At 46.3% G+C, this 22,381-nt stretch carries 21 protein-coding genes; 9 read left to right on the forward strand and 12 right to left on the reverse strand.

Features of this window, described 5'->3' with window-relative positions; all coding sequences use genetic code 11:
• Positions 1–47 precede the first annotated feature (47 nt).
• The 4 genes from H6626_03460 to H6626_03475 all read right to left on the reverse strand — a co-directional run bounded on the left by H6626_03460 (position 48) and on the right by H6626_03475 (position 4,926).
• Positions 48–2,129, reverse strand: a complete 2,082-nt coding sequence (locus tag H6626_03460; GenBank protein ID USN48159.1) for a hypothetical protein — start codon at positions 2,127–2,129, stop codon at positions 48–50.
• Positions 2,130–2,209: 80 nt separating this feature from the next.
• Positions 2,210–3,103, reverse strand: a complete 894-nt coding sequence (locus tag H6626_03465) for a hemolysin III family protein (GenBank protein ID USN48160.1) — start codon at positions 3,101–3,103, stop codon at positions 2,210–2,212.
• 188 nt (positions 3,104–3,291) lie between these two features.
• Positions 3,292–4,290 (reverse strand): 2-hydroxyacid dehydrogenase, encoded by a 999-nt coding sequence (locus tag H6626_03470; GenBank protein USN48161.1) that lies wholly within the window; start codon positions 4,288–4,290, stop codon positions 3,292–3,294.
• A 33-nt stretch (positions 4,291–4,323) separates the two neighbouring features.
• Entirely contained in the window at positions 4,324–4,926 is a 603-nt protein-coding gene (locus H6626_03475) for a hypothetical protein (protein ID USN48162.1), read from the reverse strand.
• 252 nt (positions 4,927–5,178) lie between these two features.
• Between H6626_03475 and H6626_03480 the strand changes: the two genes are divergently transcribed.
• Positions 5,179–5,445, forward strand: a complete 267-nt coding sequence (locus tag H6626_03480) for a DUF4160 domain-containing protein (GenBank protein ID USN48163.1) — start codon at positions 5,179–5,181, stop codon at positions 5,443–5,445.
• Positions 5,424–5,693 carry a hypothetical protein gene (locus H6626_03485; GenBank protein ID USN48164.1) on the forward strand — a complete coding sequence of 90 codons (270 nt, stop codon included), beginning with the start codon at positions 5,424–5,426 and terminating at the stop codon, positions 5,691–5,693. The genes H6626_03480 and H6626_03485 overlap by 22 nt, the downstream gene beginning before the upstream one ends.
• Positions 5,694–5,748: 55 nt before the next feature.
• Here the strand turns inward: H6626_03485 and H6626_03490 are convergent, their stop codons facing one another.
• From H6626_03490 to H6626_03500, 3 genes are all read right to left on the reverse strand, one after another.
• Complete coding sequence (locus H6626_03490) at positions 5,749–6,483, reverse strand: PilZ domain-containing protein (GenBank protein USN48165.1); 735 nt, start codon at positions 6,481–6,483, stop codon at positions 5,749–5,751.
• The gene (locus tag H6626_03495) at positions 6,480–7,601 is read right to left on the reverse strand and encodes a transglycosylase SLT domain-containing protein (GenBank protein USN48166.1); all 1,122 of its coding nucleotides are present in this window, start codon (positions 7,599–7,601) and stop codon (positions 6,480–6,482) included. The genes H6626_03490 and H6626_03495 overlap by 4 nt, the downstream gene beginning before the upstream one ends.
• A gap of 120 nt (positions 7,602–7,721) precedes the next feature.
• Complete coding sequence (locus tag H6626_03500) at positions 7,722–10,082, reverse strand: hypothetical protein (protein ID USN48167.1); 2,361 nt, start codon at positions 10,080–10,082, stop codon at positions 7,722–7,724.
• Positions 10,083–10,204: 122 nt separating this feature from the next.
• On the opposite strand from H6626_03500, the gene H6626_03505 reads away from it, so the two are divergent.
• Both H6626_03505 and H6626_03510 read left to right on the forward strand, forming a co-directional pair.
• Positions 10,205–12,061 carry a SpoIIE family protein phosphatase gene (locus H6626_03505; GenBank protein USN48168.1) on the forward strand — a complete coding sequence of 619 codons (1,857 nt, stop codon included), beginning with the start codon at positions 10,205–10,207 and terminating at the stop codon, positions 12,059–12,061.
• Positions 12,062–12,153: 92 nt separating this feature from the next.
• Positions 12,154–13,545 (forward strand): hypothetical protein, encoded by a 1,392-nt coding sequence (locus H6626_03510; protein USN48169.1) that lies wholly within the window; start codon positions 12,154–12,156, stop codon positions 13,543–13,545.
• A gap of 71 nt (positions 13,546–13,616) precedes the next feature.
• Here the strand turns inward: H6626_03510 and H6626_03515 are convergent, their stop codons facing one another.
• Positions 13,617–14,411 (reverse strand): hypothetical protein, encoded by a 795-nt coding sequence (locus tag H6626_03515; GenBank protein ID USN48170.1) that lies wholly within the window; start codon positions 14,409–14,411, stop codon positions 13,617–13,619.
• A gap of 131 nt (positions 14,412–14,542) precedes the next feature.
• On the opposite strand from H6626_03515, the gene H6626_03520 reads away from it, so the two are divergent.
• The 5 genes from H6626_03520 to cdd all read left to right on the forward strand — a co-directional run bounded on the left by H6626_03520 (position 14,543) and on the right by cdd (position 19,510).
• Positions 14,543–14,995, forward strand: coding sequence for a hypothetical protein (locus H6626_03520; GenBank protein USN48171.1), 453 nt, complete (start codon positions 14,543–14,545; stop codon positions 14,993–14,995).
• An 89-nt stretch (positions 14,996–15,084) separates the two neighbouring features.
• A complete protein-coding gene (locus H6626_03525; protein ID USN48172.1) occupies positions 15,085–15,837 on the forward strand; it encodes a hypothetical protein in 753 nt (250 codons plus the stop codon).
• A gap of 10 nt (positions 15,838–15,847) precedes the next feature.
• Positions 15,848–17,923, forward strand: coding sequence for a cyclic nucleotide-binding domain-containing protein (locus tag H6626_03530; protein USN48173.1), 2,076 nt, complete (start codon positions 15,848–15,850; stop codon positions 17,921–17,923).
• An 80-nt stretch (positions 17,924–18,003) separates the two neighbouring features.
• Positions 18,004–19,098 carry a DUF2817 domain-containing protein gene (locus tag H6626_03535; protein USN48174.1) on the forward strand — a complete coding sequence of 365 codons (1,095 nt, stop codon included), beginning with the start codon at positions 18,004–18,006 and terminating at the stop codon, positions 19,096–19,098.
• Positions 19,088–19,510, forward strand: a complete 423-nt coding sequence (cdd, locus tag H6626_03540; protein USN48944.1) for a cytidine deaminase — start codon at positions 19,088–19,090, stop codon at positions 19,508–19,510. The genes H6626_03535 and cdd overlap by 11 nt, the downstream gene beginning before the upstream one ends.
• Here cdd and H6626_03545 read toward each other — a convergent pair.
• Genes H6626_03545 through H6626_03560 form a run of 4 tightly spaced genes read right to left on the reverse strand, consistent with a single transcriptional unit; the run spans position 19,507 to position 22,377 of the window.
• Positions 19,507–20,016 carry an adenine phosphoribosyltransferase gene (locus H6626_03545; GenBank protein USN48945.1) on the reverse strand — a complete coding sequence of 170 codons (510 nt, stop codon included), beginning with the start codon at positions 20,014–20,016 and terminating at the stop codon, positions 19,507–19,509. The genes cdd and H6626_03545 overlap by 4 nt on opposite strands.
• A 17-nt stretch (positions 20,017–20,033) precedes the next feature.
• Positions 20,034–20,405 (reverse strand): hypothetical protein, encoded by a 372-nt coding sequence (locus H6626_03550; protein ID USN48175.1) that lies wholly within the window; start codon positions 20,403–20,405, stop codon positions 20,034–20,036.
• Between the two features lie 2 nt (positions 20,406–20,407).
• Positions 20,408–21,571 (reverse strand): PQQ-binding-like beta-propeller repeat protein, encoded by a 1,164-nt coding sequence (locus H6626_03555; protein ID USN48176.1) that lies wholly within the window; start codon positions 21,569–21,571, stop codon positions 20,408–20,410.
• Positions 21,572–21,573: 2 nt separating this feature from the next.
• Positions 21,574–22,377, reverse strand: a complete 804-nt coding sequence (locus tag H6626_03560) for a tetratricopeptide repeat protein (GenBank protein USN48177.1) — start codon at positions 22,375–22,377, stop codon at positions 21,574–21,576.
• Between the last annotated feature and the right edge of the window lie 4 nt (positions 22,378–22,381).

The raw sequence follows: 22,381 nt of genomic DNA on the forward strand, positions 1-22,381 counted from the left end.
GCTCGTTGGCATCACGGACTCAAGCCCCCCTAAAACAAAGGGCTTGGCTACTTCAGGCAAGTGTACTGCAAGTGGTGGTTTCCTGGAGGCAAGGGGTCCCTGAAGATGACCGTAGATCCTGAAAACCTATGAGGTGGCGCCTCAGAGCCGTCTTCAAGTAGAACTGTAAGGTCAATCTCCCCGTCTCCGTCTTTGTCTTGAGGCACGCAGTCCAGCTTAAATGTTGTGACTTGCTCTCGAACATCTTGACCAATTTCAGCAAGGTCTTCAGAGTAGTTTTCTTGGCAAACGGACCCGACCACGCCATTTGTCAACTGACTGAGTTTTAAATACTCAAAACCAAACTGGCCTTCATTGTTTGGGCAGCTGAATTCCCTTAAGTTGATCATTGAATGAAATTGAAATGATTTATTGCCTTGCCATTTTTGATCAATAAACCGCAATAAATGATCGGCTTTGTTGATTGCCTCGCTGGCGTTTTCGTTTTCATCTGAAATGAGCACAACGGCCAGGGGTGCATGCTCTCTTACGAATTGAGCCTGCAGAGGGTATTTTTCAGGGTGAAGACTTTTTTCTAGAACTCGGTATGTTGCTCGAACCCCTTGTTCTGAAGGGCTTCCATCTGTGCCAAGCTCTATGGCTTGACCCAGCTGTTGTTGGGCCAGGGCTGCTCCGGCATCAGAGGTTAGTATGGAGGATCCGCTGCTAAACCGAACAAACCCGCCGTCACCATGTTCAATAGGCTCATGCTCACAAGACCACCATTCGCTGTCACATTGACGTTGCGGGCGCGAAGAGCGTGGATCAGTGGATGTCACTGCGATTTGCCAGTGAAGGCCTTCGATTTTTTCAATGAAGTTGTCGATTCTTCGAGCCATGTTTCGTTGTTCCTCGGCCATCGACCCCGAATTGTCGACCACAAATAAAACATCCACATCAAAACTAGAATCATCTAGTGAGAGGTGCTGGTCCATGTCTTTAAAGCGATCAATGATCTGCCACGAATGCTCCAGAGTGGATTTGTTCCCCACAAGGTCTTCAGCCATAACTGTAAACCGGTATTGGCCCGGCATGGGGTCCACTTCAATTGTACTTTGAGCAGGACAGGGTTGGATATTATCGTTTAATCGGCACTGCACAGTCTTAAGGCCACTAAAGCTATCGCTGACAACATATGAGATTTTTGAAGGCTTGTTGTTGTAGTGGTCTGCGGGAGTCTCAGTCCAGGCTACTAATGGGGCTGTTTTGTCGATATGCCAGGTGTAGGATGCCGGTAGTGAGTTATTCCCCGCCTGATCCATTGCCATCACTGCAAATGTGTGGGTACCCTCATCGAGGTTGTTAAATTTGGTTTCATTTTTACAGCTGGTAAATGGTTTTGTGTTATGGCTACAGAAAAACCCTTCTATTCCAGATAGGGCGTCTTCGCCAGAATAAGTGATTTTGTGATCGGATTTGCTCGACCATTTTTCAGGTTGGCTTTCTATCTTCACCAAAGGCAGTGTGTAGTCAGCAATCCAGGTTGTTGAAATGGGCTGGGCTTTGTTGCCAGCTCGGTCTTCTGCTTCAAAATAAAATGTGTTCTCACCCTCTTTAAGATCACTAAGGGTGACTTCCTTTTCACAGCCGTATGTTTGCCCATGAATGCCTTGCTGGCATGTTAAAGACGCAACACCCACGCCGCGATCCACCGCCAAAAGGCCCAAGCCTAAACTTTTTTTATTGTTATAGTAGCTGGGTTTGTTCTTTATTTCTAACTCAGGCGGCAGGTTATCGTGGATAATGTCGTCGCTGAGGCAGCCAGATTCAATACCCTCTTCATCGCGAAACTTTGCGTAGACAAAGGCTTGGGTGTTGGTTTGGCCAAGGGTCCAAGCCACTTCAGCCTCAAAGTCCTGCCATTCTCCACCGGACTTACATGTGGGATCGTTTGTAATATACATTTCTTGATTGTCTTTAGCGGACACAGACAAGGTCACAGGCATTTTTGTAGTAAAAACATCACCTCTATTAATAAGAATAAAGTTTTGGTTGAGTCTTTGGCGAAGAGCTTCAGGGGCTTCCATGAATTGAACTTCGCTGCATCCAAAATAGAAAGGCGCAATCAGTAAAATTAAATAGCGTCTCATAGGTGATTTCTCCTATACCTATGGACAACATCGGTATTTGGGCCAGAGACCTTAGTATGATTTGGACTTTTATCGAAAAACTAGACCTGCGACGAGGATTCCGGCGCCGAAACCACTTCTTCCTGGACGTAGCGAAGACTCAAGGTCTTCGGAAAATACCTGTGATGAAAGCGATCATGAAACTGTTTTTGAATGAGGTTTTTTAAACTTTCTTTTGAATCAGCCACCACTTGAATAGCTTCACCGATGACGTGAGCCCGAAACTCATGACTTGATCGCTCTCTCACATCCACCACAAAATGGTCATAAACCGGGTGGTTTGCCCACTGATAAATAAAATACCAGTGGCTGGCGGCAGCAAACACAACTAGTAAATGAAAAATTTCATGATACTGAAAATATCCGGTGACAATCACGGGCCAATTTAAAAGGTCCATCACTGCGCCCACAGTATAGGCAAGGCCGCCAAATACCAGCCACTTCATCTGTGAAAGGCCGATCACGTTTTTTAGTTTGTAAAAAGAAAGAACCCCTACCCAACCAAGACCAATATAAAGACTGGTCGTCGCCCAGTTTGGAATGTCGTCAAAGAAGACGGTTTTTAAAACAAGTCCCGTGATCGCAATAATCCAAACAAAAGCCAGAATTCCCCAGCGCCACCACCTTCGACAAAGAATATAATGAATCGGTGTAAAACTGCCGGCAATCATTAGCCAAATGGCGGCATGATCTAATCGCTGCATCACCATTCGCGTGGTGCTGCCAAATCGCGGAAACAAATGGTACACGCCACTCATTGAAAATAAAAAAATAGAGGCAAATACAAAAACTGACAGTGCGAAAATGCGTGGCCCATTGCCTCGCCCTCTTCGTATGAGAAAAATCCCGCAGAACAAGAAAATACCGGCAGCTAAAAGATGCGACCAGCTGCTAAATGGATCTGCAAATCCAAGAACTGAGACTGGGTAAACCATGTTGTCCCCTATTGAGATGGTAAGGTACCGAAAAAGCTTATCAGATGGGTGACATTATGCCCATCATGCGGCGAGTCCTCATGAAATCCTCACATTGAATCGGTGTAAACTTAAATTTTCTGACAAGAACTGGGATGAAAAGCTCAGTGTCGACAGCGTCAGCGAGCTAGACAAAGGGCGGTTTTATTTTATCTTGAAATTTCCACTCTATTTTGAAGGGGTTTGCCGGCAAAAAATCCACTGAGATTATCAATGGTTGTATCAGCAATATTGGTGAGTGCCTCTTTAGTTAAAAAGGCCTGATGGGAGGTAACCAATACGTTGGGGAAGGTGATCAGCCGCGCCAGCGCGTCATCGGGCATTATAGATTCTGAAAAGTCATGAAAAAACACCTGCTCTTCTTCTTCGTAAACGTCTAGTCCTGCAGATCCAATTTTATTGGCTTTTAACGCATCAATAAGAGCGCGTGTTTCGATAAGCCCTCCCCGCCCTGTATTTATTAGCATTACATGGGGTTTCATTAGCTCAATGGCCTCCTTGTCGATTATATGCTGCGTATTTTTATTAAGAGGCAAGTGCAGACTAATGATGTCAGATGTTTTAAAAAGATCATTGAGATTCACGTAATTAACGCCCCTCTCGATGAGGTCTTTATCAGGATCAGGGTCAGAGGCCACCACATGGCAGCCAAAACCCAACATGATTTGTGCAAACACCTTCCCTATTTGACCGGTGCCAATGACCCCCACAGTCTTGTTGTAGAGATCAAATCCCATAAGCCCATCAAGTCGAAAGTCCATGTCATGCACTCTGTGATAGGCGCGGTGGAGTTTTCGATTGAGTGTTAAAATAAGGCCCACTGCAAACTCAGCCACGGCGTGGGGAGAGTAGGCCGGCACCCGCAGCAGGGGCAGGTTGTGCCGTTCAGCTGCTTTTAAATCCACATTATTAAAGCCCGCACAACGAAGGGCAATAACTTGGCACCCCTGCCCTGCGAGTTCAGCTAAAACTTCTTCTGAGAGCCGGTCGTTGACAAAAACACATACGGCCGGGAACCCTGATGCCAATTTTACAGTTTCAGCATTTAATCGAACTTCAAAAAAATGTAAGGAGAAGCCCTGCCGTTTTGCAGCCGTCAATAGGGTTTGCTTTTCATAATTGTGGGTATCAAAGACAGCGACCTTCATAGCGCCTATTGGTAGTCACATATTTAGAAGGGGTCAATCGCCAAACAGATTGTAATCGCTGTCTATGGGTTGGTACTCAAATTTTGCACCCTTATCGCCCATATTTTCTTTGGTATGTTGGTCAAATATGGTTCTTGGGCCCTGCTCTCCCGCCGGTCGGCGTCCGGTATCAGCCGGATTTTTCTCTGGGGTTTGGGCTGCGATCTCAATACATTTGCTAAAGGGTTTTGGTTGGTAGGGCACCTTATCTTTTATGGGCTGTGCACTAACCAGAATGTTGTTGATATCTTTGGCGTCTTTTTCAACGTAGAAGTAGAGTTTTTCATTCGGGCGAAATGTGGGTGGCGCCAGAACTCGTCGGCACAGTCGCTCACCGCGAAAAGTGAAATCAAAAGCCACCTCAAAAATCGTTCTTCCAGCATGATCGATAGCCTGTCCGCTGATGTCGATCTGATGGACTTTGTCGTAAATTTGAAACTGGAGATGGATGGGCTCACCCCATTCAATGATATCTATTCGGGGATAAAACAAGCCATTATAAAAGCGGCCATCAAAGATTTGGTATTCTTCAGAACCTGATATCGAAGGAAAACTCACCGTGATCAGAATGACGAAAAGAAAATGCAATAGCCTCATAGACAATACACCTATCGGCGGCGGCCTCGAAAACTTTAGGACTTTGGTGGGATTTGGAGGCATTTTTTTTGGGCTTCGGATCATTCTGTTTGTGAAGTGGTGGGCACTCCAAAAAAAGGGCCATATCTTAGTAGGGCAAACTACGGCGCAACAAGTAGGCCCTTTTAAAGTTGATTTGAGGTGAGCCAATGCTAGTCTCAAGGTGTATTTCGAGGTAGACGGAATGAATAAGAACTTTCTGGGGGCACGTTAATGCCAAGAATTTGTGAGTTTTTTGGAATTGTGATAAGGATGTACTGGTTTGACACTGATAAACACAAGCTACCCCACTTTCATGCCAAGTATGGAGAATTTAAGGCTGTTTTTGATTTGGAGGGGAAGCTGATCGAAGGAAGTTTAGGCAATAGGGCCGATAAATTAGTGGCGGAATGGTCTGAGTTGCGAAGAGATGAAATCCACAATGCCTGGAAAAGGGCAGTAAATGGTGAGGAGATTCCATGGGTAAGGCCGATCCGATAGTCGTCGCTGTGAGGGCGCTAGAAATGCCTCTAGTTCAATTTGATACAGATGAAGGTATTCGTTATACGTGCGATCTAAAAAAATTTGAAGGCGTCTATTGTTTTCCGAAATCACAAGAAGAGTGGGAAGAAGTGTTTGAAATGGAAGGCGATAGAATTGTCTGGAAAAATCGTTTTGAAGTGCATGTGGATCAAGCGATAGCCTACACCATACGCAAGGAATCATCGGAGCAATCCTCTGCCTCTTGATCTTAAATTCGGTTGAGGCGACCCAAGTCGCACACCATGCGGAATCTTCCCCAATCTAAGTAAGATGATCAGGGCGTTGGCCCACCTCATCGAGGTAGGTTCTGAGGGCCTGTCGATCACTTCGGGTCATATCGACGAACTCAATTCCTACACCGCCAGGGTATTTTCCTGAGGCCATATTGTGCCGAACAACCCGCGCATCACATTTCACCTGCCGAAGCGTTCCTAGAGAAAAACGCATAGAAAACTGTTCGCCGGTTTCGAACTCGGTCTTGCCTTGGCCCGAAAGAGTTAGAAAGGCTCCTGTTTCTGACAAATCAAAGCTTTTCAGCTCCATAGGTTTGTCTCGAACAGGCTGCACGGTTATGGGCAAAGTCACCTGTCTGCGCGGGCTATGCAGCCAGCGGCGTTGACTGGGGTTTTGCAATAGGTAGATCACATCTTTTGACAAAACCACACCTTGACCCAGAGCGAACATGATTGTGGCCCAGGTTGTTTGCGTAAGGTTAAAATCTTCGCCATAAGAGCCCACCACATAATTGTTCCAGCCCACAGCCAATATCATGAGCGGGACGGCGATCAGCATGCCCCGGCTGGCAGAGAAAATAACAGGGATGCTCGCTAAGCAGGTCAAGGTGACCATCCAGTTAAGGGCAGAAATTTTATAGAAGACGCCCTGCCAATCCTGAAAACCTATGCCATAGATCACGGCTGCTTGCACGGGAAACGAAAGAGCGATGAACATCAAAAACCAACTGAGAATGTTTAATGTTATGGGTCGCTTATTCATAATTTATCCTTTTGCGGAGTGGAAAAATAGTAACAAAGACTATTGATCCTGTTTACATACTTTTTAGCCTCTCCCAACTGGGGAGAATCGAGATAATCTTTTCCATTTTCTTCGATAGCTTTCTTTACACGAGCGGCACCCGAGTTGTAGCTGGCTAGGACCACATCGGTCATTCTTTGGTTGGGCGATTTAAACGTGTCGTTGAGGTGGCTGTAGTTTTGAGGGCGCGTCCAATACCCGTTCAAATATTCTAAGTAGGCTATTCCGCCACGAACAGACAACTCAGGATTTAATCGCCAATCTTCTTCGCGGGAGATTTCATTAGTCGCAATGAGTGTCTTAACTACACTGGCCGGATACTTCTTGATTCGTTCAGACCGGGGCCACTCCGGGTGTTTCTTTGCAATTTCCACATCTGCCAAATTAGTGACTTGTGTTAACCCTACGGCTTTTGCCCAACTGACCGCATTTGGATCAAAGCTGGATTCTTGCGCGATCAGGCCGGCTAAAAGTGCCGGGTTAATGTGGTGGTGGGACGACCATGCCACTACAGATTGCAAGTAGCTGGGCGGTGGCGAAAACTGCCCCGTACTAACAAGGTCTTTATCTTCATACAAAAGACACTCAGGAGGTTTTAGATCGTTGAAAAAGAGTTCGGATTTTGACTCTCTAGCGTAAATAAATCTTACGTGATTATTTCTACTGGGGAGTAGCGGTAATTTTTTAAAAGTAAACGTCCACTCCTTGTGGTCTGGAGTTTTTGATTGAATTGCCTGTTTCAGAAATGTTTTTGTAACGTTATGTCCGTTGTAATAGACACGCAGTTGAGCTGACTCTGGTACGGACTCTGGATCTTTTACTGTGACATGAAAATCTATCGGTCGATGCAGAATCTGTCGACCTGGAGAAAATTCCACAGTGGGGTGAAGCGAGGCGATCTGTTCATCATCAGAGGTGTCCTCGGTGGCTCCCGTATTTGTGGCACTAAGCATCTCGGATTGATTTTTTTTGGGCAAAGCAAGGCCCTCAAGAGCACCAAACGGTGTGGTCGGCCCCACGCATCCTGAAACTAAAAGTGTTAAGCCCAAAAGGCTAAATGTTCCCCACGCCTTAACCATCGTATCCCTTTAAAATATGGATTTCGATCTAGTTAGCCTATCGGCTGGAAATTCAATAAACTTGAGGAATTTTAAGAGTTTTTTGCTCGTTTTTTGGATTTCGAGATGAGGTGGAACCTATTAGGCTCCTGGGATTTTTTGGACCTCAATTTGTCGAACTTTTGACCAGTCGGAGGTGTGTTTTCCGTGGACAGCTCTCACCCGCCAGTAAGTGGTATTGGCTTCAAGCGAATCTTTAAACACGAAGCTAGCGCTGTCTTTTTTGATGTTCTTGTACACACCGGAGAAGTCTTCAGCCCGTGACATCTGAAGCTCGTAGTGCTTTACGTTTTTGACATCAGACCATTTAAATAAAATAGGCTCCTGTCTGCTTCCGCCAAATGAAACCATAGTCACACCATCGATTGGCAGTTGCACCTGTGGAGCCTCAAGTGAGAGCTTTTTCTCAAGATTCACTTTGACTGGTTTTGTGTAACTGCTCAGTTTTCGTTTTTCATCCTTCATAGCGGCTACCGACAGGTAATACTGACCTTCATCAGCCAACTCTAATGTCATGCCTGAGTCTTTCACCTGTTTTTTTGCCACCACTTGTTTCATATCTGGGTCCTTAGCTAGAATAGCATTGTAAGACTCTGTCCATGGAAGATTTTGCCATTGCACCTTCACCGGTTTGTAAACCGCGGTTAGGTATTTCGGATCATCAAATGACTGACTAAATTCAAAGCTTGGTGGTATGGCTGGAGGGGCTAGTTGCGTTTTCAGGGTGCCCGTGGAACTCGGTTCTGTTTTGTCGCCATTGGCGTACACACCTTGCACTCGCCAGTAGAAATTCCCCAACGTGACATCTCTCCAATCAAAGGAATTGTCTTTTAGAGTCTCAGAGACAAGTGGTTTTTTAAACGTTTTTTCTTTTGATATTTGTATAATATATTTTTTTATTTTCTTTCGATTTTGCCATTGAAACTTCGGTGGGTTTAACAGTTGGTCGGCCACACTAGATGGACTTCGAACATCCACCTTTTCATCAAATTTCAGCAGCACTTTGAGGTCTTTTTTAACAAGTTTCAAGGGCGAGACATCGAATAGAGGTTTTGGTTTTTCAATTGGACGCGGAGGACCGTAGGCCGTTTGGGCTTCCACTTCGGCCAAGCTCTCCCCGGCTCCAGGCTCTAAAAACAAGACTTGCAGATCTTCGGCTGCTTTTTCTGCCGGTGGTGGAGTCAAATCAGTCGCAGGTGTGGGCTCCAAATACACCACCTGAAGATTTTCTGTTTTATCCACAAAGAAAGTCCCTATCTGACTCCATAGCATGGGTTCGCTCTCACCGCGTTCAGCTGACACCCGCCAGTGGTAGGTGCCCTTTGGCAAGGCCACCGGTTCATATCGTGTTTTGTTGGTCATAATATCAAAAACAGGAGCTGAGAAATTCTTATCCGTGGCCACCTGCAGCTGGTATTTTCGTGCCCCCGCCTTGGGGGTCCATTCAAAACTCAGGTTCAGAGTGTCGCTTTCACCGAGTGGTTTTTTTGCCGTCAAATTGAGATTCACAGTGGGATAGATCAGCTCTGGCCCCTCATTTGAGGAGAAGTTAAAGGCCACGGTTTGGCTAAGGGGTTGTGGGTCCACTTCATCCTGAGTGGTTAAGCGCCAATAGTATTTGGTTTCAGGTTTGAGATTTTTAGCCTCCACACTCAACTTTGAAGCGTTTGTTTTTTTAGCTAACACTGTGGTGCGAAAATCTGCGGATTCAGAAAGTTGAAATTTCAATTTTTCATTTGGATTTGCTTTGCTCCACTCAAATACGAGTTGGCCATTTTTATCTGCAGACGCGACCGTGTTGTTTGTCGGTCCCAAGGCATCCACTGACAAGAGCTGTTTTTCAATTTTTAGGTCTTGGCTTATGATTAGATTTTCTTTGTCGCCCACGGTTTCGGTTTTACCAAGAATATGGACCTCAACAGATCCGGCTTTGGGTGCCATGCGCACTCCGCCGTTTTTTATACGAATGATTCGGGCCTTAACGCCATCGGTACTTTTAAGTTTTGCTTTTTCATTGCCGTTTTTGATGCTAATTGACTGTTGCCCTGAAAGATCCGCCATTAAAGTGCCGGCCTGTAGGTCAAGACTGACCTCGTCGCCATCCCGGCGAATGACCACTAAACTGCTAGCCCCCACCTGAATGGTGTTGCCATCTCCCAAGCTGATTTCTGTTTCAGAATTCTCGCCGGTAAAGATGCTATCGCGATCAAAAACCACTTCTTCGCTGGATAAGTCATGCCACATGAGGCTTCGGTTCACTCGTCGACGAACATCATTTCTTGAAAATTCAATGCGACCAATGGGCTCAAGAGAAGGATTATTTGAAGCCAAGCGACTAATAAGGATATTTTCATTCCACAGCAGTACGCCAAATACGCACGCGCCCACTAACGATATCGCTAAAATGAATTTGTCTAGCCTGCCAAGGCTTTGGTCCATCATATAGTCGTTCAACTCCTCAAGGTGCTATCGTAATTGCAGGCTGAAAAGTTTAGAAAAAAATAAAATAATAAAAATCTTTAGTTTTTCTACACTTCGCCCGACAAGTGAGAGCAATGAAATTTATGAGCAATATATCTTTAAAGCTTAAGTTAATGATGATGCTGGTTTTACTAACCACCATAATGCTTGTGGTGTATGGATGGCTGGCCATTGTAGACTTTCGTCGTGACAAGATTGCCTACGTATTTGATGCCAATTTATCGCACAGTCGATCCACCGCCATTCAAATTCGCTCGGAGCTGGACTTTGCGGTAGACAAGATCAACTTTTATTTACGTGGTTTTAATTCGCAGAAAGTGACCTTTCACCCCTATGCTCAATCAATGTTTACAAGCGACAGTTTATTGCAGGGGCTTTGGGTGTTTCAACCAAATAGCCAATCTCAACAGTACGTCGAGGCGACAAAGATCCTCCAAGACGGCCTTCCCGTTACCACCGAACAACTTTCTGAGCCCTTTAACTTTCTGACTCAAGAGGCCTTAGCGAACAAGATTTCTCTTAGAATTCTACCTGAAGTCCCTGGTCATTGGCTACTCGGGTTACGTGTGGCATTGGCCGGGCAAGCGGAACCGGTCGTGGTTATATCTTACGTAAATAAGGGTGGGTTTATTGAATCCTTCGCCCAAGGCCAGATGCAGGATTCGTTTATTGTGCGAGACACCGCAGAGCGTGTGGTCTCCCCGATTCACTGGACCTATGATCTGCCAGAGTCGGCAGTGGATGGCGCCATTAATGCCATTTTAGATAAATTGGCCGGCCCTGAGGTAATTAGTACCTATCAAGCAAAAGGATCGAAAGAAAAATACCTGGTGGCCGCTTCTGAAATTGGATATGGGGGCCTAAAGGTTGTGTCGATGATTCCGGAGTCGACAGCGCTAGAGGCCGTTTATGTGATTGTGATTAAATCTGTGTTATTTATTATGTTACTCATCTGCATCACCGTCTTTATTAGTGTGTTGAGCTCCACGGGGCTGACTGCTGCACTCAAGCGATTATTAGCCGCGACTCAACAGGTGGCTCAAGGTAATTTTGATGTGGAAATTCCTGGCCAGGGCCGTGATGAGGTGGGTTCGCTATCTGCAGGTTTTCGATTGATGGCGGCTGAAATCAAGCGTCTACTCAGTGAGACGGCAGAAAAGGCTCGCATGGAGTCTGAGTTGAAAACAGCCCAGGTTGTTCAGTCTACACTCTTCCCGACCGGAGATCTTGTTCACAGTGACCTTGAGATTCGCGGGTTTTATCAGTCAGCCAGTGAATGCGGTGGCGACTGGTGGTTTTATAGTGAAGTGGGCAGCAAGGTTTATTTCTGGATTGGCGATGCCACTGGCCACGGAGTGCCAGCCGCTCTCGTGACCAGTGCTGCAAAAAGTGCGGCGGGCATTCTTGAAAAATTCCCCGACCTTCCGCTAGATCGAGTGATGGAACTGTTTAACTCAGCCATTTATGGAACTTCTCATGGTACCGTTATGATGACTTTCTTTTTGGGTTGTTTTGATCGAGACAGCATGCAATTTGAATACTGCAATGCCAGTCACGACCCTCCGTTTCTGATGAGGCCGCAAGAGGGCAAAAAGCTAAAGAAAAAAGACCTCACACCTTTGATGGAAAAAATAGGAAAACGCCTGGGTGAAACCCCGGACAGCCAATATGAAAAAGTAAGTATTGATCTATCCCCTGGGGATAGGATTATTTTTTATACAGATGGCGTCACAGAGCTCAATAACAGTGAGGGCGATATGTGGGGTGAACGTCAGTTTGCCCGCCTCATATTGCAGTCTTTTAACGACGGCGAGTCATTGCAGGACTCGATGAAGACCCTTGGCGAAAACATCAAGAGTTTTCGTAACGGCCACCCCCTCCATGACGATGTGACCTACTTTATGTTTGAGTGCGCAAAAAATAAGCAGCAAGCCGCCTAATTACTGGAATATTTTAAAAAACAATTAATTGACGCCCCCATGGACTATGCAGATAATTTATGCACAAGTTCATATTGGAAGGGGCATCAAGCATGACATCACTCAAATTAGGACGAATGATTTTTATCATCGCGGTCGGGTATTTTCTGTCTGCCCAGGCTGTGGCTCAAGAAGCAAAGACAAAAAAGAAATCTGCCCCAAAGGCGGCGGCTAAAGCCGCACCAGAAGAAGGTGATGCTTCTAAAGAAGTGGCTGCTGACAGTGAACCCGTAGAAGCTAAAGACAGGAAATCAGCAGAAGAAGATACTTCGGCCAAAGAAACTAAAAAGGCAGGCCTCCGAGTGGAATGGTTTAAGCCTCAAGTGGGTCGCTCAGCACAAAAAGATCGCGCTCGAGTGACACTTTCTGGGCGAACTCAACCTCAAACTAAGGTGAATATCGAAGAAGAAAAGGTGGCTCTTGTAGGCAAAGAAGGTGAAGTCACTTATATTGAAAGCGGAAAAGTAGTTGTTAAAGGCCAATCGTTAATGGCCGACAGCGATGGATACTTTGAGCTTGTCCTTGATCTTCCATTTATGACAGCCCAGCTGCCGGTTGCGGTCACGCCAAAAGGGGGCGAAGCGAAGACTTATCAAATTAACCTCTCTGTGACAGAAGAAGAAGTGCGCATGACTAACCGTGCGGGTCTTCGTTCCTCGCCGTTTACCGATAAGCGTTGGGGGATCTGGGGCGGTATGGGTGTGAACTTTGTTTTGTACGGCCAGCACGCCAGCTATTTTGCTAATGGCGAGCCCCTTGATTGGACTACCATTGAAGGCCCCTCCGTATTTCTTAAAGGACAGTGGAACATCAACGACCAATGGCGCACGCACCTCACCTTCAACATGTCTCCTGGCTCGGCTACGTCTAAAGACAATCCAGGACCGCAAGATATATCTGTCGAGGGCAACTCGAGCTACCAATGGCTGATTTTCGCCCCTGAAGCCACTTGGTTCCCCAGAAAGGCCCGGTTTTTGGTCAGCAATAAATACCCCAGTAAACTGGGTGTTCATTTTGGATTGCAGCAACACATGGTACCGTTCGTGGCCCGGTCATCAACAACGTCACAAGCGGCCACCGAGATTAAAACAAATAGCCTCACTATGGTTACTGCCGGAGCTCAATATCTGGTAGATTTTAGTAAGAAGTGGTCTTTTGAGACGTTTATGCGATACCAATACCCTGCAATAGCGGGTAGCACCTTTGATCTGACTCCTAAGTTTGCCTTTGACGGATCGTTAGGTCTAATTCGTCGTACGGCTAAGCGCACCGGCAAAGGCTACTGGCGTTACGGTGTGTTCTGGTACGGTCAGTGGCACAGATACGACGCCACACATGAAGATGCCTACAATGCTGTCAATGATGTGGCTAACAAAGAAGTGACTGTGGACACGACACTGTTTTTCTCAAATCTTGAGTTTCGCGTAGGTTACGAATTCGATTGATAACCCAGTAAATATCGAATGAAAAAGCCAAGCTACTTTTAGCTTGGCTTTTTTTTATAATCAAAGGACATCTACAAGAGCCCGATGCCAGGAATGATATCCCACTTCACCACTCCGTTAATGGTCAAACCTGGCGCCTTTAAAGCCGATTCAAACTGCCCTCCCCCAAAAATCACCGTCCAATTACTTTTGGAGTAATGAATTTGGCCCGTATAGGTGCGGCTGAAGGTTGAGTTCTCAAGCATTTCTAGGTAAATGCCCATCACCGAAAAAGCCCACCTCTCATTAAATTTTACACCGAGGGCGGACCGAGCCATAATCAGCCGATCGCGCACACCATTGGCCACAAGCCCTGAAAAGGGCTCTACATAATCATCCCCTTCCACTTTAGGACTCAAATCGGTCTGTCGATAGCCTGCGAATAAAAACAACGGGCCTGCGCCAAGACCTAATCGGCCTTCCACAAAGTGACTCATAAAATCACCCTGGCACCGATAGGCCTCACAATCATAGGCCGTGTAGTCGCGGCTGTTGTTGTAAGCCTCCCCCCCGGCTTTTACGCCCAAAAAGGAAATGGGATAGACTTCCCACTCCACGAGAGCACCATTATAGACCCCAGCTGTGGACAATGTAAGAGCTCCCCTGGTGTACCCATACCAAGGGCTTTTACTGGAGTTTCCAGCTCCTGGATTCCCCCAAAGCACAAGCCCCTTTCCCCACTCCAGATCAACTGTCCCGCTTAAGGGGTAGGTTCGTAACTTGCCACTCACAGTTAAGTCCATATGGGCCCACACTTTCTTTGAGGGACTCCACATCATTAATATTAACAAAAGGGCTTGGATGAGACGAGGTCGTTGGGTGGCCATTTTTTGCTCTCCCCTTTCTTGAAATCTATAGTTTTTTCAACTTACTCAATTCAAATATCAATCTAACGGTTGTTAAATGGTACGCAAGTTGCTAATTAGACTGTTTTTCCAAATAAAGTAAGGGTGAATTTATGCAGAGCGTTTATGGGGTTTTACTTTGTCTTGTGACCACTGTGTTCTTTGGAGTTTCTGCTTCTGCGGAAACGGGCGCGACAAAAAGGGATTGTCGCGGAACTCTTTCACAAGCACCGCGCCTGAAGGGGTTTGCTGGGCTGAGATCTGTAGCTTTGGAGACAGAAGGTGAGATCACCTCCGTTCGATACGAAGATCTTGCTCTGATGGAAGAGTCTGTGCGCAATTCCGTGCCGGAGCCACACCTCGTGCGAGTGGACTCTATCGAAGGGCACCTGGCCACAGTGACAATAGCCGAGGCCACTGAAGATGGGGAGCTGGCTTTTCCAACTTCGGAAACCCTGGCGATTACCTTGTCTAAACGACTTCAACATGCGCTCCAGTGGCGCCTGGATTACCAAAATCACCGAGAAAAGCCCCTTATTATTTGGGCTATTTTCAGTAACGACTAACTCCCCAGGACCTACGTGCAGTTTCACAAGCTCAACCTCGAGATCCCGCAGGTTTTTGCCGATATAAAGGCACAACAAGTGGGTGAAAAGTGTTCTCTTTCTTAGCGAAGATTTTTAAAACAAAAAGCGGTTCTGCGAGTGAATCCACTTCACTTCAGAAAATGATTACTTTAAATGCCATGGATCGCCGAGCTAACATTCGGGTGAATTATCCTGACATGGGGGCTGTTGGTGGACTTCCTGAGGTGAATATAAAGGGTAAATCCATTCGCGTGGCCGATGTGAGTGTGGGCGGACTTTGCTTGATTGATGACAGTGGGCATATGGGTCAATCCGTGGGGCAAAAGGTGCCAATCACTTTGAAGTGGGCGGACGAGCAGATCACTGTGAACGCCATGGTGGTTGGAGTCAACCTTAACCGCAGACATATTCAGTTTTTAGATTTAAGCGCTCCCGGTCTTGTGCGACTCAGTTTGCTGTTGAAGCCCGGATACATGGGCACGAAATTTCGTCAAGTACCCCAAGACGGAGTGGATGTGAGCATTCGCGCTGAAGAGATGTGGCTTGCTCCCACTGGTGAGACGGTGATCTTTCTCCCCGTTTCGAACGACAGCGAGGTCTTAGCTGAAGTTCACTTTCAACATCATCACGTGGAAATCCTCACCGATTATACACCTGTTTACAAGGTTTCTCGCGGACAAGTGGTGGCGGGACAGCGCGTGTCTCCGTACTATCTAGATGAGTTGCTTGTATGTTTGGCCAATTTTAAAAAGCCCAGTGATCGAATCAAAGATCTGATGCGTCACCTTTATGAATTTAGTCTGACTGAGAAGTCGGCTTAGGAGATTATCCGTGCAAAGTTTTGAGAACTTCCGTCCCCGACTTAAAGCTGGTCAGGTTATCCCTCAAGGGGACAAGGTTGTTTTTGAAACAAGCTCCCCATTTGACCAAATCGTATTGCCCATTGAAAACCTTGATCTCTTGTTATTGTGTGATGGAAAGCGCTCTTTAAGAGAGATCATTGAAGAGCTTTATAGGCGGCAAGGCAGCGTACACTTCAGGGCCACCTACAAAGCGGTGATGCTTTTGCGCGAAAGAGGTTTTTTACAAAATGGCCATCAACTGAAGCCGGTCGAGCAAGAGCGACCAGACTCGTGGAACTTCAACTTTAAACTTAAGCCTATCTGGCAAGTCTTTTTAGGTAAACGCATTTTTAATGATCGGATTTCTCCAGGACTTTTTTATTTGGTATCCATGGCCACCATTGTTTTGGCTATTTTGGCTTTGGGGGAGATTTCTTTTGATAGCCTCTCCCTAAAACTTCTTCATGTGGATGACTCTTTCGTACGAAGCCTGGTTTTGTTTGTTGTTTCAGGCTCTATTTTGATGTCTTTGAAAAACTTTTTGAAATTGTTTTTGCTGCTGTTCCTCACTGGCCGCGCCTACAACTTCAGTCTAGCTTTCAATGGTGCATTTTTCTACTTCAGAACAGGAAGTGAATCGCTGTTTTTAATCTCTAATAAGTTATATGTGACAATATTTCATTTAAGCGTTGCTTTAAGTTACTTTGTTTTTAGTGCCGTTTTTTATTGGTTATTCCCTGATGCACCCTATAAAGAGGTGCTGTTTATGATCAGCGCTGTGTTGGCTATTGTTGATCTCGACCCTTTTCGACCGAGCGAACTATCTCAGTTTTTTCGAGCCCTGTACGAAGATGAAAATTTAGTGCGGTTGACGGCCTACCTTAAGACGCGATCGTTTTTATCGCTGATTAGTCCCTCTGAGCGCCAGTCCGATACAGGTTTGTATTTTATGTACTCCCACGTTGCAATTGTTTGGTCTGTGATTAGTTTTTACCTCTTGGGCGGATCACTGGCAAAAGAGGCTCGTGGATTATTTGATACCATTGCAAAAGCGGATATGGACGAGCAACTCGCAGCAATGGGAATCTTATTCGTACTGGTGAGTTGTTTTGCCATGGTTTTTGTTAACCTAGGTCAAGTGGTCATGGCCAACATCGTGATGCCTGCCCAAAGGCGTTTGCGCAGTTATGCGAGAAAGCGAAAAGTTAGAACAGTTAATGACTTTCAATATAATGAAGTGATGACAATCCTTGAGCATTTGCCGCTATTTACCGCATTTAACAATGAGTTTTTAAGTATGATTGTCAGTAAAAGCGAAATTATAAAATATCCTGTGGGCACTCCCGTTGTAATTCAGGGGAATATGGGGCGATCTCTTTATGTGCTTCTAGATGGCATCTTGGATGTGGAAAAACGAATCGACGGGGGACAAGTGAATCACCTTGGCGAACTTCATCCATCAGCCATTTTTGGCGAAGTGGCTGTGATTGAAGAAAAACCTCGAACGGCAGACGTGGTGGCGCAAACCGACGCCATCGTGCTTGTTATTCCTGCCCACGTGATTCGGCAAATGGCCCGTGATTCACAATATGTCAGAGAGATTGATGATTTTCAAAACCTTATCATGGTCAATCAGTTTTTCTCATCGGCGCCGGAGTTTCGTGACCTCCCTACAGAGGTGGTTCAACTATTTATGGCTCGTGGAAAAATTGAAATATACGGCCCCCAACAAACCATCATTCGACAAGGGGCCAGGGGCGACAGTTTTTATATGACCCTTAGGGGTGCGGTGGATGTGTTAATCAACGACCATCCGGTAGCTCGCATTAAACAAGGTGGCTTTTTTGGAGAAATTGCCCTCATCGCCGATGTTCCGCGAACGGCCACTATCACAGCAAGGGAGCGCACCGTGGTGCTTAAAATTGGTGCTGATGCTTTTTGGGAAACTTTGTCGCAAGACATTCGCATGGCCCTTTTTATTGAAAGCGTAGGTCAGATGCGCATACAAGAAGATATTGATTTTTATCACCAGCCTGTGGCGGCTCTCCCCCCTTCAGTCGCCTAAAAACGGCTAAAGTTGACTCTCACAAAGCCTTGCCGCACAATGGTCGAGTTGGCTTCCATTAGTAAATAGGGTTTATTAAATTGTTATTAAAACAGGTTTTAACTTTGCAATCCATTCTGCTCACAGGCCTTTTTGGAGGCGTTCTCGTAAATTGTTCAGGAACGCCTGAGCGGCAGTGGATCGTTACAAAAGACCGAAGCGCGGAGAGTGCAGAGCCGGGCGATTTAACATCTGAAGTCGATGTCACTGAGCCTCAGATGCAGACACTCTCAGTGCCTCCGGCACCCGTCCCTGTTAGTAAAAAGTTGACGGCGGCCCCTAGTGTATCATCTGCGCCAAGCCCAGTAATTCCTCAGGATCTTTCAGAAAACTGTTACAGCGACTTAAAAGACCTGCCTGGAGTTCGAAAAAATTCTGAGGTGTACGCGGCCTGCCAAAAAGTTCAAATGCTGCAAGATTGCTTCAGTGAAAAGGGGCGACCCATCTACCACTACGATCGCCAGAGCGAAAACCCCAATCAGGCCAAACGAATTCTGACCATTGCTTTAATCCATGGTGATGAGCTCACAAGTGGGTCGGTGGCGCGGTCGTGGATCACCCGTCTTGAATCTCTCGATCCGCGCAATTCTTGGCGGGTTATACCCATTGCCAACCCCGATGGCTGGCAACTTAAGACCAGGACCAATGCGCGAAAAGTGGATTTAAACCGAAACTTTCCCACAGAAGACTGGCAGGAGTTGGCTTTGCGCTACTGGCGAGAAAAGAAAAAGGCAGACCCGAGACGCTATCCGGGCCCCCATCCCGCAAGCGAAAAGGAAACCCAATGCCTGATGAGCCACTTTAAAGACTTCAACCCGCACTTTATTATTTCAGTGCATACGCCCTTAGGCATGTTGGATTTCGATGGTCCAAAACAATTAAAGTTCCCCCTGTTTAGCCCCCTGCCCTGGATCTCTTTAGGTAATTTTCCGGGCAGTTTGGGGAGATACATGTGGGTGGATCAAAGTGTGCCGGTGCTCACCATCGAACTCAAGGGGACAGAGGGCGTAAAACAGCTGGAACGATTTGATCAGCTGCAAGATGTTTCAGGCACTGTGGCGATACAATCTATAAAATTGATGGAGAAATTCGGACAACGAAAACCACAAAAGGCAAACGGTGATGATGAAAAGTGATGAGCTTTTAAATGTTCTTTTTGATTCGGCAAAGGCGGCTTTTTTAAATGCCTACTCCCCGTACAGCGGGCACAAAGTGGGCGCAGCCCTTTTGACGGACTCAGGGCAGGTGTATGCCGGATGCAATGTGGAAAATGCCTCCTACGGTGGCACAGTGTGCGCTGAGAGGGTGGCCATCATGAAGGCGGTCAGTGAAGGTCATCGGCGGTTTAAGGGCATACTTGTGATTACGGATCAAGAAGACCCGTGGGCCCCTTGTGGTCTTTGCCGGCAAGTGATGGCTGAATTTTTTGAATCCGATGCGCCAGTGATTATGACCAATCTAAAAAAGAAAGTTGTTGAATCTACGGTTAAAGACCTTTGTCCTGACCTATTAAAACCTGAACAAGTGCTGTCTAATCGACAAAACTAGTAAGAAAAAATGGCCTGTATGGGTTTTTCAAGCCTTTGCCGGCCACCCAAAAAAGTCAGTTCCATTAAAAATAAATGCTCCACCACTTCGGCACCCATTTTTTGGCAAAGTGCTTCGGTGGCCTGGGCTGTGCCACCTGTGGCCAGAACGTCATCCACGATCACCACTTTATCGCCGGGTTTGAGGTCACCCTCTTGGATCTCAAGGGTGTCTTGACCGTATTCTAAGTCGTAGCTGATGCTCATTGTTTTTCTGGGGAGCTTTCCTTTTTTTCGCACCAACACCAAGCATTTGTCCAGATGTTGAGCGAGAGCTGCGCCTAGAATAAACCCACGACTTTCAATAGCGGCCAAATGGGTGGCCGTCTGCGGGACAGATTCAGCCATTACTTTAATCAGGCTTTGAAAAGCGTGATGGTTTGAGAGTATAGGGGTTATATCTTTAAAAATAATTCCCGGCTTCGGAAAATCCGGAACGTCGACAATTAACTCTTTGATGGATTGCAACTTCAACTTTGTTCTACCTAGTTTTGCTCAAACTTCTTAAAGCCGAGCCTTAAAGCTTCATCTAATTGCTTGTCAGAAATCTCGTACACGTTGATCATTCCTGTAGGGCTTCCGCAGAGCTGGATGTGCATTTTGCCGTCGGGTCGATTTTCACTGGAATAGACAATGATGTTCTTTTCGGTGAGTTCTTTGGCCATGATTTCTAAAGCAACGCCGCGCTTCTGCTGACATTGTAAGCTTTCATCATCTTTGTAGACAAATACGTGTTCAGCTGGACTCATGCTCTCACTTTGCCCTTGTGGTGTGCGACGACAGTGCCCAGATGTACAGGAGATTGTAAATACAAAAGCCATGTAAAACAGACTGATAAGATATTTTTTTAATGTCATATTCATCTTTCCCATGGCCAGGTCTCTGATGGAGATTTCCAGGCCATTCTCAACGAAAAGAGATTTGCATTCACTGACATCAAGAAGGTCTCACCTGTTTCTGGGTCAACATGAGGCTCAGCATTAAGACCTCGGCCCGTATCGTATTGGGCCACAGGCGCTCCATCGTTAGAGCTCACCACTTGAAGCACTCCATCAGATTCACCGTACACCAATAAACCACGGTAAAGCACCGGGCGTGTGGCAACACCTCGACGCAGCTGTCGCTTCCATATCATTTTACCGGAGCGCCGCTCAAGGGCCACCACTTCTCCGGTTGATGTGGCATAAAAGACTTTTTGAGGGGCCAGTGTCACCGATGTCGCCCCACCAAGATCCGTGCGCCATAGAATCTGACCTGTTTCTTGTTTTAAACAATAAACACCGTCGTCATAGGCCGAAACATAAAGAAACTCTTCATCCGCTATTGGTCCAGCATCTACATCTTTGAATCGACGATTGCGGTTAAGAGAACGCTCCCAAATCACGCCGCCGTTTTTTCGATTCAAGGCCACTAGAAAGCCATCGCTAAAGCCTAAGAATACCTTATCTCCAATAACTGCAGGCCGACTGCCGCCACGCACAGAAATATTAGAAGAGTCTCGTCGATTGTAGAGCCAAACCTGTTTGCCTGTGTCAGCATTCAGTGCGTAGGCCACATTGTTTCCACTTAATAAGAAAACCTCACCATTATCCACAGTGGGGGTGGCTAAGCCTTCTGAGCGCAGTGGGAAAGTCCAGCGAATATGCCCAGTTTCGGCATTTACTGAATAGAATTGTCCATCGTTGGCTCCAAAATACAAAAAGCCATTGACGAGCTGAGCCCCGGCTTCAACACCTCCGCGTAGCGGAAGGCGCCAAATGAGGTTTCCGGTTTTTTTATCATATGCCGTAAGCCCATCAATGCTGTTGCCCTGAATCACCACATTCCGACTGACCAGTGGCTGCATCTGATGGAGGAGCCTAAAACCCAGATGAGGTTCAGATAAGGTGTTTCTCACCCACTGCCGTTCGATGACAAATTTTTTCGCAGGCTTAAGGCTAGACGTCCACTCACTGAGATGGCTGCAACCCCCAGAAACCAGTGACATAAAGGCCAAGATGAGTGTTAACTTCGGACTAACCATCCTTACGACTCTCCACCCGAGGAGCTGCTGTTTTGCCTCAGCAACAATAGGCGCCGAAACGTGCGAGCCGTTCGAGCCGCAGATGTCTCAGAGTAATCTTCATCGACTTGCGAATAAACGCCCAGGGCCTCCGTATTTTTGTTTAACTTTTCAAGGCAAATACCTTTTTTCAATAAGGCATCCGCAAACAAATATTTTTGTTGGCTCTTGTTAATCACGTTGTCGAGATGTTCAATGGCATGTTCGTAGTTGCCGAGGTCCATGCTGAGTGTTGCCAATTTACTTTGAAGAATTCCATAGGTGAGATGCCCGGGTTTCACTTCATTCACCACAAGCTTCAGAGATTCCACAGCCTCTTTTGGGTTTTTATTTTCTGCGTAGGCTTCAGCCGCAATAAATGCCGCCGAAACCGCAGACTGAGTGCCTTTATAATCGACAATGACTTGGCGAAACTTCTGAAGCAGGGGCTCCACTTCTGCCGCGAATGAATCAGCCTCTGTCACCACTTCAGCTTTAGTGGCACCATTGCTGTCTTTCGACTCAGCTATGTCTTTTTTCTCGGCCAAGGATTCTTGTTTTTTGGCCAGCTCATTTTCCACTTTAAATAAAGCTTCTTTGGCCACGACCTCTTGATGTTTTTCAAACTGCTCATAACCCACATAGGATGCGCCCAACACAAATGCCGCCACCAATACGGACATCACCAACTTTCGATGATCTTCAATCATTTTGATCACTCGATCAGAGAACATCACAAATGAGTCGGGCCCTTTAAGCTCTTCTTTTGTTATTTTGGTTTTGCTCATGCTT

The sequence above is a fragment of the Pseudobdellovibrionaceae bacterium genome (assembly GCA_023898385.1).
GTDB lineage: Bacteria > Bdellovibrionota > Bdellovibrionia > Bdellovibrionales > UBA1609.

What these genes read in the sequence shown, in the direction of transcription:
- H6626_03460 (USN48159.1), bottom strand. Translation starts at nt 2,129, where the DNA reads ATGAGACGCTATTTAATTTTACTGATTGCGCCTTTCTATTTTGGATGC.
- H6626_03465 (USN48160.1), bottom strand. Translation starts at nt 3,103, where the DNA reads ATGGTTTACCCAGTCTCAGTTCTTGGATTTGCAGATCCATTTAGCAGC.
- H6626_03470 (USN48161.1), bottom strand. Translation starts at nt 4,290, where the DNA reads ATGAAGGTCGCTGTCTTTGATACCCACAATTATGAAAAGCAAACCCTA.
- H6626_03475 (USN48162.1), bottom strand. Translation starts at nt 4,926, where the DNA reads ATGAGGCTATTGCATTTTCTTTTCGTCATTCTGATCACGGTGAGTTTT.
- H6626_03480 (USN48163.1), top strand. Translation starts at nt 5,179, where the DNA reads ATGCCAAGAATTTGTGAGTTTTTTGGAATTGTGATAAGGATGTACTGG.
- H6626_03485 (USN48164.1), top strand. Translation starts at nt 5,424, where the DNA reads ATGGGTAAGGCCGATCCGATAGTCGTCGCTGTGAGGGCGCTAGAAATG.
- H6626_03490 (USN48165.1), bottom strand. Translation starts at nt 6,483, where the DNA reads ATGAATAAGCGACCCATAACATTAAACATTCTCAGTTGGTTTTTGATG.
- H6626_03495 (USN48166.1), bottom strand. Translation starts at nt 7,601, where the DNA reads ATGGTTAAGGCGTGGGGAACATTTAGCCTTTTGGGCTTAACACTTTTA.
- H6626_03500 (USN48167.1), bottom strand. Translation starts at nt 10,082, where the DNA reads ATGATGGACCAAAGCCTTGGCAGGCTAGACAAATTCATTTTAGCGATA.
- H6626_03505 (USN48168.1), top strand. Translation starts at nt 10,205, where the DNA reads ATGAGCAATATATCTTTAAAGCTTAAGTTAATGATGATGCTGGTTTTA.
- H6626_03510 (USN48169.1), top strand. Translation starts at nt 12,154, where the DNA reads ATGACATCACTCAAATTAGGACGAATGATTTTTATCATCGCGGTCGGG.
- H6626_03515 (USN48170.1), bottom strand. Translation starts at nt 14,411, where the DNA reads ATGGCCACCCAACGACCTCGTCTCATCCAAGCCCTTTTGTTAATATTA.
- H6626_03520 (USN48171.1), top strand. Translation starts at nt 14,543, where the DNA reads ATGCAGAGCGTTTATGGGGTTTTACTTTGTCTTGTGACCACTGTGTTC.
- cdd (USN48944.1), top strand. Translation starts at nt 19,088, where the DNA reads ATGAAAAGTGATGAGCTTTTAAATGTTCTTTTTGATTCGGCAAAGGCG.
- H6626_03550 (USN48175.1), bottom strand. Translation starts at nt 20,405, where the DNA reads ATGACATTAAAAAAATATCTTATCAGTCTGTTTTACATGGCTTTTGTA.
- H6626_03555 (USN48176.1), bottom strand. Translation starts at nt 21,571, where the DNA reads ATGGTTAGTCCGAAGTTAACACTCATCTTGGCCTTTATGTCACTGGTT.
- H6626_03560 (USN48177.1), bottom strand. Translation starts at nt 22,377, where the DNA reads ATGAGCAAAACCAAAATAACAAAAGAAGAGCTTAAAGGGCCCGACTCA.